16 protein-coding genes are annotated in these 16079 nt (G+C 35.6%); 3 read left to right on the top strand and 13 right to left on the bottom strand.

The annotated features are described in order from the left end of the window. Positions 1-109: 109 nt before the first annotated feature. A complete protein-coding gene (locus tag QFZ73_RS28110; protein WP_307273944.1) occupies positions 110-1231 on the top strand; it encodes an NADH-dependent flavin oxidoreductase in 1122 nt (373 codons plus the stop codon). 10 nt (positions 1232-1241) lie between these two features. Here QFZ73_RS28110 and QFZ73_RS28105 read toward each other — a convergent pair whose 3' ends face one another. The 5 genes from QFZ73_RS28105 to QFZ73_RS28085 all read right to left on the bottom strand — a co-directional run bounded on the left by QFZ73_RS28105 (position 1242) and on the right by QFZ73_RS28085 (position 5840). Beyond that, positions 1242-1382 carry a hypothetical protein gene (locus tag QFZ73_RS28105; protein ID WP_307273942.1) on the bottom strand — a complete coding sequence of 47 codons (141 nt, stop codon included), beginning with the start codon at positions 1380-1382 and terminating at the stop codon, positions 1242-1244. 205 nt (positions 1383-1587) lie between these two features. Further along, positions 1588-2862, bottom strand: a complete 1275-nt coding sequence (ltrA, locus tag QFZ73_RS28100; RefSeq protein WP_307273874.1) for a group II intron reverse transcriptase/maturase — start codon at positions 2860-2862, stop codon at positions 1588-1590. A gap of 561 nt (positions 2863-3423) precedes the next feature. After that, positions 3424-3930: a DUF4367 domain-containing protein gene (locus QFZ73_RS28095; RefSeq protein WP_307273939.1), complete on the bottom strand. Its 507-nt coding sequence runs from the start codon at positions 3928-3930 to the stop codon at positions 3424-3426. A 187-nt stretch (positions 3931-4117) separates the two neighbouring features. Further along, on the bottom strand, positions 4118-4798 hold the full coding sequence (locus tag QFZ73_RS28090; RefSeq protein ID WP_307273937.1) for a peptide arginase family protein: 681 nt from the start codon (positions 4796-4798) through the stop codon (positions 4118-4120). Between the two features lie 199 nt (positions 4799-4997). Further along, a complete protein-coding gene (locus QFZ73_RS28085) occupies positions 4998-5840 on the bottom strand; it encodes a LysR family transcriptional regulator (protein WP_307273935.1) in 843 nt (280 codons plus the stop codon). Between the two features lie 123 nt (positions 5841-5963). Here QFZ73_RS28085 and QFZ73_RS28080 point away from each other — a divergent pair, with 123 nt between their 5' ends. After that, a complete protein-coding gene (locus QFZ73_RS28080) occupies positions 5964-6704 on the top strand; it encodes an SDR family NAD(P)-dependent oxidoreductase (protein WP_307273932.1) in 741 nt (246 codons plus the stop codon). Between the two features lie 349 nt (positions 6705-7053). Here the strand turns inward: QFZ73_RS28080 and QFZ73_RS28075 are convergent, their stop codons facing one another. Both QFZ73_RS28075 and QFZ73_RS28070 read right to left on the bottom strand, forming a co-directional pair. Beyond that, complete coding sequence (locus QFZ73_RS28075; RefSeq protein WP_201223898.1) at positions 7054-7854, bottom strand: nucleotidyltransferase domain-containing protein; 801 nt, start codon at positions 7852-7854, stop codon at positions 7054-7056. A gap of 699 nt (positions 7855-8553) precedes the next feature. Continuing rightward, positions 8554-9408: a helix-turn-helix transcriptional regulator gene (locus tag QFZ73_RS28070; RefSeq protein ID WP_251438151.1), complete on the bottom strand. Its 855-nt coding sequence runs from the start codon at positions 9406-9408 to the stop codon at positions 8554-8556. A gap of 121 nt (positions 9409-9529) precedes the next feature. Between QFZ73_RS28070 and fabF the strand changes: the two genes are divergently transcribed. Beyond that, on the top strand, positions 9530-10765 hold the full coding sequence (gene fabF / locus QFZ73_RS28065) for a beta-ketoacyl-ACP synthase II (RefSeq protein ID WP_307273926.1): 1236 nt from the start codon (positions 9530-9532) through the stop codon (positions 10763-10765). Between the two features lie 186 nt (positions 10766-10951). Here fabF and QFZ73_RS28060 read toward each other — a convergent pair whose 3' ends face one another. From QFZ73_RS28060 to QFZ73_RS28035, 6 genes are all read right to left on the bottom strand, one after another. Beyond that, the gene (locus QFZ73_RS28060) at positions 10952-11956 is read right to left on the bottom strand and encodes a sulfonate ABC transporter substrate-binding protein (protein WP_307273923.1); all 1005 of its coding nucleotides are present in this window, start codon (positions 11954-11956) and stop codon (positions 10952-10954) included. A gap of 15 nt (positions 11957-11971) precedes the next feature. Continuing rightward, positions 11972-12706: an ABC transporter ATP-binding protein gene (locus QFZ73_RS28055; protein ID WP_373459047.1), complete on the bottom strand. Its 735-nt coding sequence runs from the start codon at positions 12704-12706 to the stop codon at positions 11972-11974. Continuing rightward, positions 12706-13491, bottom strand: coding sequence for an aliphatic sulfonate ABC transporter permease SsuC (ssuC, locus tag QFZ73_RS28050; protein WP_307273919.1), 786 nt, complete (start codon positions 13489-13491; stop codon positions 12706-12708). The genes QFZ73_RS28055 and ssuC overlap by 1 nt, the downstream gene beginning before the upstream one ends. After that, positions 13488-14126 carry a carboxymuconolactone decarboxylase family protein gene (locus tag QFZ73_RS28045; protein WP_307273916.1) on the bottom strand — a complete coding sequence of 213 codons (639 nt, stop codon included), beginning with the start codon at positions 14124-14126 and terminating at the stop codon, positions 13488-13490. The genes ssuC and QFZ73_RS28045 overlap by 4 nt, the downstream gene beginning before the upstream one ends. 370 nt (positions 14127-14496) lie before the next feature. Beyond that, positions 14497-14730, bottom strand: a complete 234-nt coding sequence (locus QFZ73_RS28040; RefSeq protein ID WP_251436170.1) for a hypothetical protein — start codon at positions 14728-14730, stop codon at positions 14497-14499. A gap of 116 nt (positions 14731-14846) precedes the next feature. Beyond that, positions 14847-16037, bottom strand: a complete 1191-nt coding sequence (locus tag QFZ73_RS28035; protein WP_251436168.1) for an acyl-CoA dehydrogenase family protein — start codon at positions 16035-16037, stop codon at positions 14847-14849. Positions 16038-16079 lie beyond the last annotated feature (42 nt).

Raw genomic sequence — 16079 nt, 5'->3', positions numbered from 1 at the left:
ACACTGAAGTAGAACTTCTAATAGGGATAGTTGTAACGGCTCAGAATGGTAATAATAGTAGTCAGATTAACTCAACATTAGAAGAATATTCGATAGAGAGGTTAAAGAAATGAATCAAAAATATAGTAGGTTATTTGAATCCTTCACATTCAAAAGTGGAATAACAATTAAGAATAGTATCGTCATGGCACCTATGACAACCTGGTCAAGTAATGACGACCTTACCATTTCGGATGACGAGGTAGAGTATTACAAACAAAGAGTAAATGGAGTAGGACTCGTCATTACAGGGTGTACTCATGTTACACCTAATGGGCAAGGTTTTACGAATGAATTTGCTGGATACAATGATGAATTTACTCCAAGTTTACGAAAATTAGCTGAAGCAGCGAAAAGTGGAGGCTCACCTGCGGTACTTCAGATTTTTCATGCAGGTAATAAAGCCCTGCCTGGATTGGATGCAGTTAGTGCGAGTGCATTGCAACCCGAAGTTACTAATTTAGGTTCAACTTCAGAAACAAGAGAACTTTCACATGAGGAGATCTTGTCGATTATACGTGCTTTTGGCGACACAACAAGAAGAGCGATTGAAGCTGGATTTGATGGCGTCGAAATTCATGGGGCTCATGGATTTTTAATTCAAAATTTCTGGTCACCAGCGACCAATCAGCGGACGGACCAATGGGGAGGATCACTTGAAAATCGCTTGCATTTTCCATTGGCGATTATTGAAGAAATTAAAAAGGTAATTGAAAAACATGCTACAAAACCATTCATTTTAGGATACCGATTTTCACCTGAAGAATCCTCCAAAGAGGACGGATTACGTATGAAAGACACGTATGAATTAATTAATTTCCTTGTTGAACAGGATTTAGATTATATACATGCTTCATTAGATAATGTGTCTTCAAAGCCAGTAGATAGTCAAGATGAAAAAACACGGCTTGAATTGATTCTTGAAAAAGCAAACGGTAAGGTACCTGTGTTGGCTGCTGGTTCCATGATAACACCCGATGATGCTCTTAAAGCTATGGAATTAGGATTGCCGCTAACCGCCATTGGTCATGCGTTAATTATGAACCCCGATTGGGTTGAAAAAGTCGCAAATGGACGTGAAGCCGAGATCGCTTCTGAGTTGAACGTTTCGAAACTCGACCAGCTTAATATTCCAGAAAAACTACGGAATGTTATTCAAGCAATGCCAGGTTGGTTTAATATTGGTAAATAAAAAAATAGTCCTATAGGGGCTGTTGACAAAATGGGAAAGGAGCCGTTACTCCTTTCCCATTTTTTTTTTTGTTCGTTGTTTTTTTCAATTTAAGTAACGACACACCAGCCACTTTCGAACTTGGATTAATCATGTTTATTACTTTCTTCATTTCTTCCTCCATGACCTTTCGGATAAATAACTATGAGTGTTTTCGATATTTATTATTAAAAACCCACTATTTATTCAATAAATTTATGTCATTTCATCTTCAACTAAACTGCCCCGTTAGTTCCATATCGAGTAGGGGGAAAATAAGTTTATTTTCGCCCCTCTCACAACACCGTACGTACGGTTCGCGTATACGGCGTTTCAATTTATATCACAGTGTGTACTTTTAGATAATGTTCTAAAGCAGAGGGGACTCCCCTCTGCTTTAGTCTTTTGTTTGAGATTGCTCTTTGGACGACTTTTGATACTCCTATGAATCGGTAACCTTTTCGACAGTAGGTTAATCCTTTCGCTTCTTCCTCCGGAATTCCTAGTTGAATAAGCGATTTAATTTGTTTCTTCGCTACTTTCCATTGTTTCCATATGATGACCCTAATTCTAGAGCGAAGCTTTGTGTCTATTCTTTCCGTCGTTTTTTTCATGTTTGCCACTCTGAAGTAGTTTACCCATCCAACTATTACTTGGTTCAATTTCAATATTCGGTAGTCTAGTGGAACATTCCAATTTCGCTTTGTCAGTTGTCGAAGTTTCCTTTGAAACTTCTGTACAGAACTTGGATGAGGTTTCACTTTGTAGTTGTTGTTATTAGTGTCGTAATAATACCCAAATCCTAAGAATTTCAACTCTTTTGGACGTGAGATTCTACTCTTCTCTACGTTGACTATCAGGCCTAATTTCTCTTCTATAAATCTCACGATTGTGCTCATTACTCGGTTCGCTGCCTTTTCACTTTTCACAAAGATAAGGGCATCATCAGCGTACCTCACGAACCTTAGTCCTCTTTTCTCCAGTTCCTTATCAAGTTCGTTTAACATTATATTACTTAATAGTGGACTGAGGTTACCTCCTTGCGGAGTACCGACAGGTGTGTCTTCATATTTTCCATTCACCATGACTCCACTGACTAAGTATTTTCTGATTAACGAGATGACATTTCCGTCTTTTATTGTGTTGGATATGATTCTCATGAGTTTATCGTGATGGACGGTATCGAAGAATCTTTCAAGATCAATGTCGACTACCCAATCATGTTCATCATTCAGAAACTCCAGGCTTTTAATTATCGCCATTTCACAACTTCTTTTTGGTCTGAAACCGTAACTGAATTCACTGAATTGCTTTTCAAATAGTGGACTGAGAACTTGATGAATGGCTTGTTGAACGACTCTATCCACTACTGTTGGTATTCCCAATTTGCGCATCTTTCCATTTTCTTTTGGGATCTCCACTCTTAAGGCAGCTTGTGGTTGGTATTTTCTTGTTCTGATGCGCTGACGCAGTTCATCTTTGTTCTCTTTCAGGTATTGCTTTAGTTCGTCGACTGTTACTCCGTCGACCCCACTTGCACCTTTATTTTTATAGACACGTATGTAGGCTTCGTTCATATTTTTATTACTTAGGATTTGTTCTAAAAGTTCCACACTCGTTTCTCCTTTCCTCTCACGTAGTAAGTGATATCTCCATTTTGGTTATTCTTTGAGGTACGCTCATACTTTCACCATTAACACATTCGGAGTTCGTCACTTACGCATTCGTGGCGTTGAAACACTATAAATTGTTCAGCCCTTCATGAAATTATTTCATTACTATGGCTTCTGCTGACTTCTTGCGACTAACCTTTTTCGACTGTACTTCTGTACATCCGCAAGACCTCCCAGGGTAAGACACCTATCTTTCCTCTTTTACTCGCCTGATTTACTCTATAAAGTTACGCACATCTTTTGGACTTTAACTTGTCTTGGAGTTTAATCCCTTTATAGAGCCTTAGTATCAGATTCCTGTTCGTCGAGCCAAGATTTTATTCCACGCTTCCTCCAGCCCTTACCTCACGATAAGTACCTTGCGCTTCCTTAGTGGTTGGTCGATGTGTACCCCCACAGTGGACTTTCACCACCTAGATAGTTGCCATGCCTGGCACACAAGAAAAAGCTGCCTTAAAGACAGCTCCGATCTTCAGCTAAAGCATCCGTTAGTTCTTTAAACTATTTCATTGATCTTGCAACTTCCAACATTTTATTCCTTGATACCCGTGAGCTCTCCATTTCTATATAAGTTCCTTCTTGTATCCAACGAAGTAAACCACCAGTAACAATTTCTCCCTTTTTATCTAACTCACCACTATTACCCCATTCTACAAAAGAGCCCTTATGACCGTTTATATCCACCTGCTCTGCATTTATGTTCATTTCTTTATTAGAAGATCCCTTACTTTGCTCAATACCAATTAGTAAATATTTATCTTCGCTATCCATATAGTGCAATCTAAAATTAGTTATTTTGTCTTTCTCATCCCAGGGGTATGTTTTTATTTCTAAAGTCCAATCGTTAGGTATATTTTGAGGAACAACTACATTAAAATCAACTTTCCTCTTGATTTCAGAAAGAGTTATACTTTCGTGATTATATTTGATTTCTTTAGCTTGAACTATTAGTGGAATGTTTTGAATTAGAATAAATACAACTAATAAACGTATAAAATGTAATTTCAATTTACTACCTCTTCCTGGTTGGTTTTTATATAGGTAGTTTTACCAATTTGATGTTTCTTATTAAACTAACCTGCCCCTTTAGTTTAAGTGAAGACCTTCACAATCTAAATGATATATTCAAACTCGAATAATCTAATTGCTTGAGAACGTTCCTCAACAATCTGGTCTTTTCTGGAATATCCTGACGCTATCCCCAGTTAACAAATTCTTCATCCTTTAGTTCAAAAACGTCTAAAAAAATATCAAATAATTCTTGTGCAGGTTCATTACCACCACAATGCTCAGGCGATATAGAAACGGTAATCAGGTCCCATTCAACCAAATTATTTTTTAATTTATTTAATTGATTCCTAATGAACTCTTCGCTATATAAGTAAGGATTCGAGCCCCAATTATTAGAAATGTTTTTATAAGCATGCAAATTAAAGAAATCTAAATCAAGATCTAATATGTAACTATGATGTTCATCATCCTTAACGAATTCCTTACGGTGTTCATCCATAAAATGATTATAGGTATAAGCATGATAAACCTCGTTTGAAGGCTTCTCAAAGTCTCCTATCATATACACTTCCTTAACAGTTCCGGTTTCCTCAGCAGGTATAATAAAATCAAAAATATCTAACTCAGCCCCAACTTGTAAAGCCTTCTCTTTACTATGAATATCAGAGATATTCTTTTCAGAAGAAGGAGCTAAATAATCATCATGGAAATCAACATGAAGTAATTTAGCACCACTTTTAATTTCTTTATTAAGTCTACCTATCTCCCAAGCAGAAAAAGCCCAATTATGATCTCTCATTACGTAAATATTTTTAGTAGGAAATCGTACTTTCCAACCTTTATCCATGTTTTTTACTTTCTCCATTTAAACCCCACCCCTCTAAATCTTGACGGTTGCTTATAAAAGTTTCAGAAAGAGTTTAAATACTACCCCTTTTATTCAATAAGAAATGGGGATGCTGAAACAGCTCCTTTATTTCATTCTTGCGCCCTTAATGGAATAACTCAGATTAGTTTATAGATTCATCGAATGGAAAACAAAGACACTTCCAATTATTACTAAATTATGATCTCTGCAAAAAACGAATAAATTTTTTTAGACTTTGTGGTTGCTGTTTTCTGTGTTTAATTACAAAATCTATCTTGATTGTTTCAGACAGTTCTTGATATTGAACTGCTTTTACTTCTTTTCGACTAAATGCAACGTCCGCCGGTAATATACTGATACCAAGTCCTTCATGAACCGCCTGCAGAATAGATTCAAGTGAATCAAATTCCATGATAGCCGGATCATGAAAATTACTTTTGTTAGAAAAATCTAACATTTTATTTCTATACATGCAATTTTTATCGCTATTAACAAGTAACGTTTGATCATGTTGATTTTCAAATTGACCATGTTTAGATGAGATGAGTACGATTTTCTCAAAATAACTATAAACGGTTTCAAACTGGGGATAATTATATGTACCACTAAAAAAAAGTCCATCAAGTTCTCCATAAGAAAGCATTTCTTGTAACTTTTGCTTATCATTCGTTCTTACTTTTACATCAATATTTTTATGTTCCCTCAAAAAAGAAGAAAACAGATGAGGAATTTTAACTGCAGAAATCGTTTGGGATGCACCAATTGTTAAAGATTCCCTCCATTTTTGGGGATTAATTATTGACTTGGCTTCATCCATTAAAAGTATAATGTGATTTGTATACTCTAATAAAACGTTTCCCTCCTCGGTCAATGTTACCCCTCTATTATTACGCATAAATAATCTGACGCCTAGCTCATCTTCCAAACTCTTAATTCGCTGACTGACGTTAGGTTGTACATAGCCCAATTTTTCAGCAGCTTTAGATATTGATTGCAGTTCTGCAACATGTTTAAAAATCCTCAAATCATGGCTTTCCAAGAATACATTCCTCCACTGGTATCATTTAAAATGATATCCCCCTTATTATTCAGTATTATCCTCTTGATATGCGTAAAGGTAAAATAGAACATATTAAATCAAACAAAGTAAGGATGATTTAGAATGAAATTAACAGATAAAGTAGTCATTATAACTGGCGGTGGCACTGGTGTTGGAAAAGCAACTGCTTTGAAATTAGCAGATGCAGGAGCAAAAGTTATTATTAATTATAGCCGATCGGAAAAAGAAGCTGTAGAAGTCGTCAATGAGATTACACAGCTAGGAGGCACTGCAATCGCATTTAGAGCGAATGTAGCGATAGAAAAAGAAGTGAATGATATGGTATCCCAAACTGTTACATCATTTGGGACGGTAGATAGTTTAGTAAACAATGCGAGCATTACAGCTCAAATAGCTATGGATGATTTAGACGCCGTAACAGATGAAGTGTGGGATTCCCTTTTCAGCGTAAATGTGAAAGGAATGTTTCATTGCGTAAAAGCTGTTGTCCCTTATATGAAGAAGCAACAATCGGGTGTGATTGTTAATATGGGCAGCGTGGCAGGAATAACCGGAATAGGTTCATCCATCCCGTATGCAGCAACAAAATCAGCAATTCACACAATGACAAGGTCGTTAGCTATCGCATTAGCACCTTATATCAGAGTGAATAGTATATCTCCTGGTGCAGTTGATACAAAGTGGTGGTCTGGTAATGAAGAAAAGATGTATCAACTTGCGGGCAACTTACCACTTAAGAGAATTTCAACACCAGATGATATTGCAGAGGCTATTCTTTTTCAATTGACTCAAAAATCTGTCACAGGCCAAGTTTTTACAATTGATAATGGCCAAACTCTTTGAAGTTTAAAATAATCCATTGTTTTTGCTTTTCTATAATGTTAAACACAATCTGTAGCATTGAAATAAAGTTTGATTAAATTAACTCTATAAACCTTGATAAAATAGCAAATAGAAAAAGCGTGTTTTGAAAAAAGATTGATCAAAACACGCTTTTAATATATTCAATTGAATCATTCTTTTATAAAAGTTTGATCATTTCTGTGATACTTATTCCATTAAAGCGCCCGATAATGGAATAACTATGAAGCTTCTATTAGCTGGCTTTAAACTCAATCGATTCTCGGTTTTAACAGCCAGGTTGTTTTCTTTGTATTGATTATTTATGGACTGGAACTTCAGCTGGATAAGGTTATAAGTTATTACTTTTTAACAAATCATCTAAATTGTCAACCAGATCATTTATGTCACTTAATAGTGTTATGGTATTGTTGCTAAGAATCATGATTATGTTTTCTTCCATCTTGTCTGGGAGATATTTGCATGTTTTTTGTGCGATCTTAATTAACTTCTTTTCTCCCGGGTGTGGCAACTCGTTAATCGCAAATAAGATATCGAAGTAACTTGCAAGTAACGCAGCAACCCTATGATTGACACTTATGTAGTCTTTTCTTTTTAGAGCTTTCTCGATTTGACAATAGTAGGATGTAACACTGTCTCGTAATAAAGGGTAATTTTTGTTAAGGATATTTTCTTTTAATTCTTTTGGAAAGGCTACGTTAATTTTATCCTGTAGTTTCTTTAATTGACCATTTTGATCATATAGTATTTTGGAATTTAAATAATTACTCCAAAAGCATGTAGTGTAACCGACCTGAGCCTGGAAATTCACTACCGTTTTCATAAGTTCGTTTTCAATCCAAGCATAATTTCTATATATAATTTCTATACCAATATTGGGTTCATTTAGCGTTCCATCATCTTCTGTTTCCCAATACTGGTTATTAATCTCCATATAATCCGAAAACGGTTCTAACAATTTTTTGCGAGTGCTGGTAGGGATTTCTTGATCACTATAAATATACAAATCTATATCAGAATGTTCATCTTGGGTATTTGTTGAAAGAGAGCCAGAGAGTACAACACCTTCCACTTCTTCTAACTGAGAAAATACAGATGAAATCTTCATAATCATGTCATTAATAGTATTCATTTTGGATTTCTTCCCATCTATTTTTTATTTTTCGTATTGCCCCAATTATAGGGTATTTATGGGATGTAAACCATTTTTATATTGGTAAATTGCTACCCTTAAAACAAAAATGAGGAGATTAAAAAATTGCATTACCCTTATTCAAGAATATGGCCCAATTGTTGAACAAAGAAACAGCACTCTTCAACTAAACTGCCCCGTTAGTTTAACAAGAAAACTAAAAGTAACCTTAGTTATGAATTTATTTGAGCTATTAAAACAACTATTAAAATTGCAAAGCCAATTAGCCACAACAACACAGCCCAAGTACGAAAACTAAAAAGATTAAATAATTGAATAGACATTATATCAAATACAAAGTCGGTTAAAACCTCCCAAAAGGGTACTTTCGGGTCTCCTTTTTTCCATAAGTACGATGCTAGTAAGATTAATATTATTCCTAGTAAAAAAAATGTGATTCTAATCATTTAAGTCGATTCTACCTCACAGTAATTCTTATTTTAAAACGATATTAACTTCCCTCCGATTGACTTGTCACTGGTAAGTATAGGGAGTATTTGTTATTAAACTAAACTGCCCCGATAGTTCCATAAAGAAAAAACTGCCTTAAAGACAGTTCCGATCTTAAGCTACGCACCCGTTAGCTTAATAAGAAAAAACACCCTAGTTGGCATTTTTCGGCACAGTAAATATGCTGGTTTATGAACTTTCAATGGAGATTTTCTTCATTAATCGTTTTAATTTATCTTCTGTAGCTGTTCCCTCTACTGGTGTATAGATACTGCACCTTAAGTCCATGTCCCCCTGGACTTGGAGAGAAGTTAAATTAAACAGCATCTTTCCGGCTTTAGCATGTCTAAATTCAATCATCATTTCTGGAGCTTTACTCACTTGACTCTCTTGCCATAAAGATTGAAATTCTGGGTGAGAATTACTCATTTCTTTAATAAATAGGTTATACCATTCATCACCTAAGTAGTGACCATAATAGGCACGAAAAATGGCAAGAAATCCTTTAACAAAATGCTCCCAATTCACAGCTAATGCTTTTAATTCTTTTCTTGTAAATACTAGATGGATCAAATTTCGTTGGTCATCTGGGAGTTGTTCAAAATCTAAAAATACATGAGCAGCAGCATTGTTCCAGCCTACAATATGACAATGTCGATCTGTAATGATAGTAGGGCAATACGTTAACTCCGCTAAAATTCTTTCCAAGGAAGGACTAAGTTTTGGCTGATCCTTCTTTCGATGAATAATGGATGATTTCACTTCTAAAGCTAAATCATATAGATACTCTCGTTCATCATTATTTAATTGTAGAGCTGTAGATATGCAATCCAATACGCTTGTAGAGACCTTTATATCCCGACCTTGCTCTAGCCACGTATACCAAGTAGTACTAACTCCCGCCAAATGTGCAACTTCTTCTCTTCGTAAGCCAGGTGTTCTTCTCCGTGTTCCAACAGGTATACCTATAGATTCAGGCTTTATTTGGGATCGCTTCGTTTTCAAAAATGCAGACAAAGCTTCAAGTCTGGTTTTATCATTCATTTCTAAAACCTCCATCATAATAATTTAACCTAGTAGTTATTATACTAGGATAAACACTCACTTGTAATAGGATAATCCCGAAGTATAATACAAGTATACTATTCATTTGGAGTGATGAAAAATGGAAAGAGTCGTTATTACCGGAATGGGAGTAGTCTCTCCTATTGGAAACAACGTAGAAAAATTTTGGAGAAATCTGACTGAAGGGAAGTCGGGCATTTCCTCTATTGATACATTTGACGTAAGCAATCATAAAGCAAAAATTGCAGGAATTATTCGTGATTTTAATGCAGATGATACTTTAGGAAAAAATGAAGCACGACGTCTAGATCGCTTTTCTCAATTTGCTTTGGCTGCTGCTGAACAAGCTTGGACTGATTCTAATTTAGATATTGATGATATCAATCTAGAAAGACTTGGCGTATATGTTGGTTCGGGGATAGGAGGAATTGAAACATTGATTGATAATGTGGATACTCTTCGAGAGAAAGGTCCAAGAAGAGTTAGTCCAACCCTGGTACCAGCCATGATTTCAAATGCTGCCGCAGCCCAAATTAGTATTAAGTGGAACGCAATGGGACCTACTATGTCCCCTGTTTCTGCTTGTGCGATCGGAAATACAGCTATTGGTGAAGCATTCAGACTTATTCGCTTTGGAGAAGCTGATGCCGTTTTTGCAGGAGGAGCAGAAGCAGCTATAACAGATTTATCATTAGCTAGTTTTGGTAATGCTACAGCATTATCAACGAGAAACGATAATCCAACTAAAGCTAGCCGCCCTTTTGATGTAAATCGAGATGGATTTGTCATGTCCGAAGGCGCAGGAATTTTAATCTTGGAATCTTTGTCTCACGCTTTACGTAGAGATGCAAAAATTTATGCAGAAGTCAATGGGTATGGTGCGAGTTCTGATGCCTATCATATGGTAGCTACACACCCAGAAGGTAAAGGAGCCTATCTTGCAATGAAAATGGCTTTGAAAAATGCAAAAATTTCTCCTGAAGAGATTGATGTTATTAGCGCTCATGCAACAAGTACAGAAGTGGGAGATCGATCTGAGACACTGGCCATTAAAAAACTATTTGAATCAAAAGCTTATCAAATCCCAATAACAGCTAATAAATCTATGCTTGGTCACATGTTAGGAGCAGCTGGAGGTGTGGAAGCAATTGCTTTGGCAAAAAGTTTAAAGGAAGGAATTATTCCTCCAACCATCAACTTAGAAAAGCCTGATTCATTATGTGATTTAGATTATGTACCAGGTGTTGCGCGTAAAGTGGAAATAAGTACTGGTCTATCCAATTCATTTGGTTTTGGAGGTCATAATGCAGCTATCGTTTTAAAAAAATACGAGTGAATTAAATTTCGCTCGTATTTTTAAATTAAAATTAAAGATCCTCAAGAGAACCTTTAGTTAGTTACCATTATGGGTCTTCTAGGAAATTAAATACGAAAAAGCCCTTTTTCTTGTTCATAAAAGTGTACTTTTACGAACGGGGGAGTGACCTTCACAACATAATTAAAAGATGTGGCTTGAACATTATTACTTTATTACCACCGATTCTGGATACCAGTCTGGATTTTTCTTTGTCACTTTTTTAATATCTATTGGATCTGGAAATAATTTTAAATCGTAAAACGTATCAGCTAAATTTTGTTGAGCTTTTACAGCTTCTTCATCAATAGATAGTACACCAAATTCTCGTCTACCATTCGCAACTTCAAGAGGCTTAGCGTCAAGTTTAAGTTCTTTTGATAAAATTGTAGCTACTTCTTTAGTGTGCGTATTCGCCCATTCATCTGACTTTTGTAATTCATCTAAAATAATTTTAATTGTATTAGGATTGTTATTTACGAACTTTTCAGAAACAAAATAAAAAGTACGGTTTTGTGTTAAGTTTTCACCATTTACAATCGTTCTTGTGCTTGTACTACTTTCTAATACAGCCAAAAATGGATCCCAGGTACCGATTACATCAATTTCCCCAGATTCAAATGCAACGCGCCCTTCTGCTGCATCTTTATAGTAAATCGGTTTTACATCATCAATACTTAGCCCTTCTTTTTCTAGGGCTTTAACAAGAAGGTAATGCATATTACCGCCCTTAGTTACCCCAATTTTCTTACCTTTAAAATCTTTTACGGTTTTAATTGGAGAATTATCTTTAACTACTAAAGCAACTCCTTTTGGGTAAGGTGTATCAGATGCTACATATACACTGGTTTTACCACTTGCTTGTGAAAAAACACCGTTGGCATCTGATGCATGTCCAAAATCGATAGCTCCAGTATTTAATCCTTCTAATAAAGCTGTCCCAATCGGAAACTCAGACCATTCGACTTTTATATTTTCTTTCTCTAACCGCTTTTCCAACGTACCTCGTGCTTTTAAAATATTTAACGTATTTCCTTTTTGATAACCAATTTTAACTACTGTTTCCTTAGCATCGCTTGACTTAGAACTACTTTCCTCTGCCCCACACGCAGCCAGCAACCCTACTAATAAAACCGTAATCAATCCATATATCCACTTTGCTTTTGTTCTCATGTGATATCCTCCTAGTTATCTTTGTTCATGCATTAATTGATTCAATATAATATTTTGATAATGTATAAATTCATTATCCACATGTCTTGGTCTTGCTAACGGAACCGATATGTCTGATTCAATTCCCCCATCTTTAATGACAATGACTCGATCAGCTAAGCGTATCGCTTCACTAACGTCATGTGTCACGAGAATGGCTGTGAATTTTTCTTCATTCCATAACTTTTCAATTAAATCTTGCATCTCTAAACGAGTAAGTGCATCTAACGCACCTAGTGGCTCATCAAAAAGTAACAATTTAGGTTTTCCAGCAAGAGCTCTTGCTAAAGATACACGTTGCTTTTGTCCTCCAGACAATACTGCTGGCCATTCTTTTTGTTTATCTACTAACCCAACAAGTGATAAAGATGTTTCTGCATTTTTTTTATTTTTATCGGTGACACCAATTTCAACATTTTCTAAAACGCTTTTCCACGGAAGCAAACGCGAATCTTGAAACATAATTCTTGTATCTGAATGTAACCCTTTCACTTGCTTTTCGTTAAATAAGATCGTTCCATTTGATGGTGTTTCTAATCCAGCAATAAGACGAAGCAGTGTACTTTTCCCACAACCACTTTTTCCAACAATCGCTACAAATTGACCAGGCTTAATGGTTAATTTAATGTCCTTTAATACCTTCAAATCTCCAAATTTTTTGTCTACATTGTTTAGTTGAATTTTGATTCCTGACACGTGAAACCCCCACATTATGCTTTTTTCTTATAAAAATTCGGATGCCACTGAAGCCATTTTTTTTCTAAAATTAACGCTAGCACATCTGATAACTTTCCTAATAACGCATATAAAATGATACTTAAAATAACGATATCCATCTGCATAAACTCACGTGCCGATGTTGCCATATACCCAATTCCTGTATCTGATGCAATTGTTTCAGCCACAATTAATGACATCCACATGATACCTAATGCATAACGTACGCCAACTAAGATTGACGGCAACGCCCCTGGTAATAAAATCTGCCTAAACAGCGAAAATCCTTTTAATCCATAAACTTTCCCCATTTCAATTAATCCTTCATCAACATTACGAATACCATGATATGTATTTAAGTAAATAGGAAACGCTACACCTAAAGTAACTAAAAAGATTTTAGCTTGTTCACCAATCCCAAACCACAAAATAACCAACGGAATAAGTGCTAAATGTGGAATCGTTCGAATCATTTGTATCGATGTATCTAGGAATTTAGATGCCATCGGAATTAATCCATTCACTAAACCTAAAACAAAACCAATAACTCCTCCTATGAAAAAGCCTAAAAATGCCCTTTTTGTACTAATCCATATATATTGAAACAAACTGCCATCCTGAGCTAACCGAATTGTACCTTCAATAACTTCAACGGGGGTAGGTAGAATTTTTTTCGATAAAATACCTAATGAACCTAGTAGTTGCCATAGAACAAAAAAAAGAATTGGAATAACCCAGGGTATTAAAGGTTCTAAAGTTGTCTTTATTTTATGACTCACACCGTTGAGCTCCTTTCCCCATCTACTACATCTAAGACATCTGCTAAATGTCTTACTGTACTTCCAGCTCGTAATGCTGCAGCAATTAAACTTGCCTCGCCTAATTCTATTTCACTAACATTATATTTACTTGCAACAGTTTGAAGTTTTTCTACATACTCATTGGATCTCAAAGCGTGTGCAACAGCATATGAAATCAAAATAACAAGTTTTGTTGGCAAAACACCTACAGAATCTACAAAGGGTAAAATAAGCAAATCATGTAAATTTATATATTGATCAGGAAAAAGCACATTTAATAGCTCTTCTTGACTCTCAACTCCTAATGTTTGAAATATATTAGTAGAAATTGAAGGTATAAGTGCAGTGCATGTTTCAATTGAAGTAGCAATAATAACTCCTTCTACTAACTCTTTTGTTGTAACACCTATTCGTTTTGCTTTCTTTGAATGAAAATCTGTGCAATAGGAACATTTCGTCACAGTTGTCACGGAAACGGCAATAATCTCTTTTTCCTTGGCTGAAAGTACGCCTTTTTGCCATACATCGTCTGCGAAACTTCTGTATTTCTGAAAAAACTCCGGATGAATACTTGGGAGTTTTATTAACTGCTTACCAATATTATTCATAGTCATCTACCATTTACCCCCTTTTTTTATATCTTTACTTGGTTTTTATTTAAGGCAAAACTTAACTCTTTCTACTACACGACTACTTTGAAGAAAGCTTATATTTTTATTTTGAAAAAGCTATCATCATTATATAGTCTAAAAAAATGAAAGAAAAAAGATCACACCTATTAAAATAAGAACAAAACCTTTCTTTTAACCTAAAGATATCCCTTTTATGAATATGGGGTGGCTATTCTTCTTATCTTTCAAAGCTTTTGCTTTCCTGGAGTTAGAACCTATTCCGAAGAATGGTTGCTAATTTCATTGGGCCAGTCCCTTACACCTCTAGTCCAATGGGATCCTAATTTTTTCTAAGGAGAGGAAAAAATACAGATCATACTTTCCAATAATTGCGGTTCCCTTTATTCAATTTTTCCCCTTTTGTTTGAAACATTGTTTTCTTTGCACTCCATAAATCAGTTAAAACACCGGCTAGCCAGGATGCAACAATTAACGTAATTCCATATACGGTAAATGCCCATGACGATTGTTCAACCGAAAAACCTGATTCCACGATATATTTGTATAGAAAAGCTTGCTCTATCCCGTCTCCAGACATGAATAACAATATAGCAACAAACCCTAAAATCACTCGAATAGGTAATTTCTAAACACTAATTTTTCTGTACTACCTCCCAAACTTTTCTCCTCCTTTTAATATCATCTTTAAATCTATAAATCCCTTTAAGAATACGGGGTAATAGAAGGAAGTCGATTACTTAATGTCCATTTACCGATATCACGAACTTTATAAGCTAAAGGGTCATGCAAGCTTAACGTTCTTGCATTGCGCCAATATCTGTCAAACTTATATTGATTAGATGTTGCTCTAGCTCCCATTACATCAAATATATTTGTCGTAATATCTAAGGCGGCCTGTGCGGCAAACGTTTTAGCAACAGCAATTTCCAAACTGCATTCTCCGCGCTTTTGTTCCGTTAATCTATCTTGTTCATTCCATACATCTTCAAAAGCAAGAACGGCTTTTTCAATAAGAGCAGCTGATGCTCTAAGTTTAATGCTCATTTCTCCGTATTGCTGAATAATATACGGATCTTCCTCAGCTGCTTCAACATCAGCTGTAAGCCACGGTCTGCTTTGCGTGTGCACATATTTTTTGGATTCTTCTAATGCTCCTTCAGCTAATCCATGTAACAAATGAGTTAAAATTAATTGAGCCAGATGTGTTCGAATCGTTGGAAATATCGTTGCATTTTGATTTGTTCTATGTAAAATCTCTGTTTCCTCCACTACTACTTGATTAAATGTTACATTTCCACTATCTGTTTGACGCTGTCCAAATCCATCCCAATTATTTTCAATTACAATACCTTCCTTCCTAGTAGGCAACACGCATAGTATCAGTTCGTCACTACTTTCTAATTGAGCAGAAACTAATAATCGGTCTGAATCGGTTGCACCTGAACAAAAACTTTTTCGACCAGTTAATAAAATTTGTCCGTTTTCTTTAACAGCTTTCAAGCTTTGCTCTCGGGGATTAAATGCATTTCCCCAAAACAAGTTTTGCTCAGCTGTTTCTTGATAAAAATGCGCGTACTGTTTTTCATCTCCAAATAAAAATGTAGATGATACCGTTAAATAGTGATAGCCCAGTAAATGAGCAAGCGAGCTATCCACATTTGCAAATCTTTTAATCACTTCAAATGTTAAAAACCAATTTGCTCCGTGCCCTCCGTACTTTTTGGGAATAGTCACTGCTAAAAGTCCGCTCTCTCTAAGTTGATTCCGCTCCTTTAACGGCGTGTGACCAATTTTATCTCTTGCTATCGCTTCTTTTGAAAACTCTGCAGCTAATTGTTCGGCTAGATAAATGATTTGTTCGTCTATTAGCTTTGTTTCGCTGTAACTTGTCATTATTATCCTCCTGAAAAATTGTAAAAAAGAGCAATAATCTAC

The sequence above is a fragment of the Peribacillus sp. V2I11 genome, from assembly GCF_030817135.1.
Taxonomy (GTDB): domain Bacteria; phylum Bacillota; class Bacilli; order Bacillales; family DSM-1321; genus Peribacillus; species Peribacillus simplex.
This window is presented reverse-complemented; position numbering and strand designations above follow the sequence as displayed.

What these genes read in the sequence shown, in the direction of transcription:
- QFZ73_RS28110 (WP_307273944.1), top strand. Translation starts at nt 110, where the DNA reads ATGAATCAAAAATATAGTAGGTTATTTGAATCCTTCACATTCAAAAGT.
- QFZ73_RS28105 (WP_307273942.1), bottom strand. Translation starts at nt 1,382, where the DNA reads ATGAAGAAAGTAATAAACATGATTAATCCAAGTTCGAAAGTGGCTGGT.
- QFZ73_RS28090 (WP_307273937.1), bottom strand. Translation starts at nt 4,798, where the DNA reads ATGGAGAAAGTAAAAAACATGGATAAAGGTTGGAAAGTACGATTTCCT.
- QFZ73_RS28080 (WP_307273932.1), top strand. Translation starts at nt 5,964, where the DNA reads ATGAAATTAACAGATAAAGTAGTCATTATAACTGGCGGTGGCACTGGT.
- QFZ73_RS28075 (WP_201223898.1), bottom strand. Translation starts at nt 7,854, where the DNA reads ATGAATACTATTAATGACATGATTATGAAGATTTCATCTGTATTTTCT.
- QFZ73_RS28070 (WP_251438151.1), bottom strand. Translation starts at nt 9,408, where the DNA reads ATGAATGATAAAACCAGACTTGAAGCTTTGTCTGCATTTTTGAAAACG.
- fabF (WP_307273926.1), top strand. Translation starts at nt 9,530, where the DNA reads ATGGAAAGAGTCGTTATTACCGGAATGGGAGTAGTCTCTCCTATTGGA.
- QFZ73_RS28060 (WP_307273923.1), bottom strand. Translation starts at nt 11,956, where the DNA reads ATGAGAACAAAAGCAAAGTGGATATATGGATTGATTACGGTTTTATTA.
- QFZ73_RS28055 (WP_373459047.1), bottom strand. Translation starts at nt 12,706, where the DNA reads ATGTGGGGGTTTCACGTGTCAGGAATCAAAATTCAACTAAACAATGTA.
- QFZ73_RS28045 (WP_307273916.1), bottom strand. Translation starts at nt 14,126, where the DNA reads ATGACTATGAATAATATTGGTAAGCAGTTAATAAAACTCCCAAGTATT.
- QFZ73_RS28035 (WP_251436168.1), bottom strand. Translation starts at nt 16,037, where the DNA reads ATGACAAGTTACAGCGAAACAAAGCTAATAGACGAACAAATCATTTAT.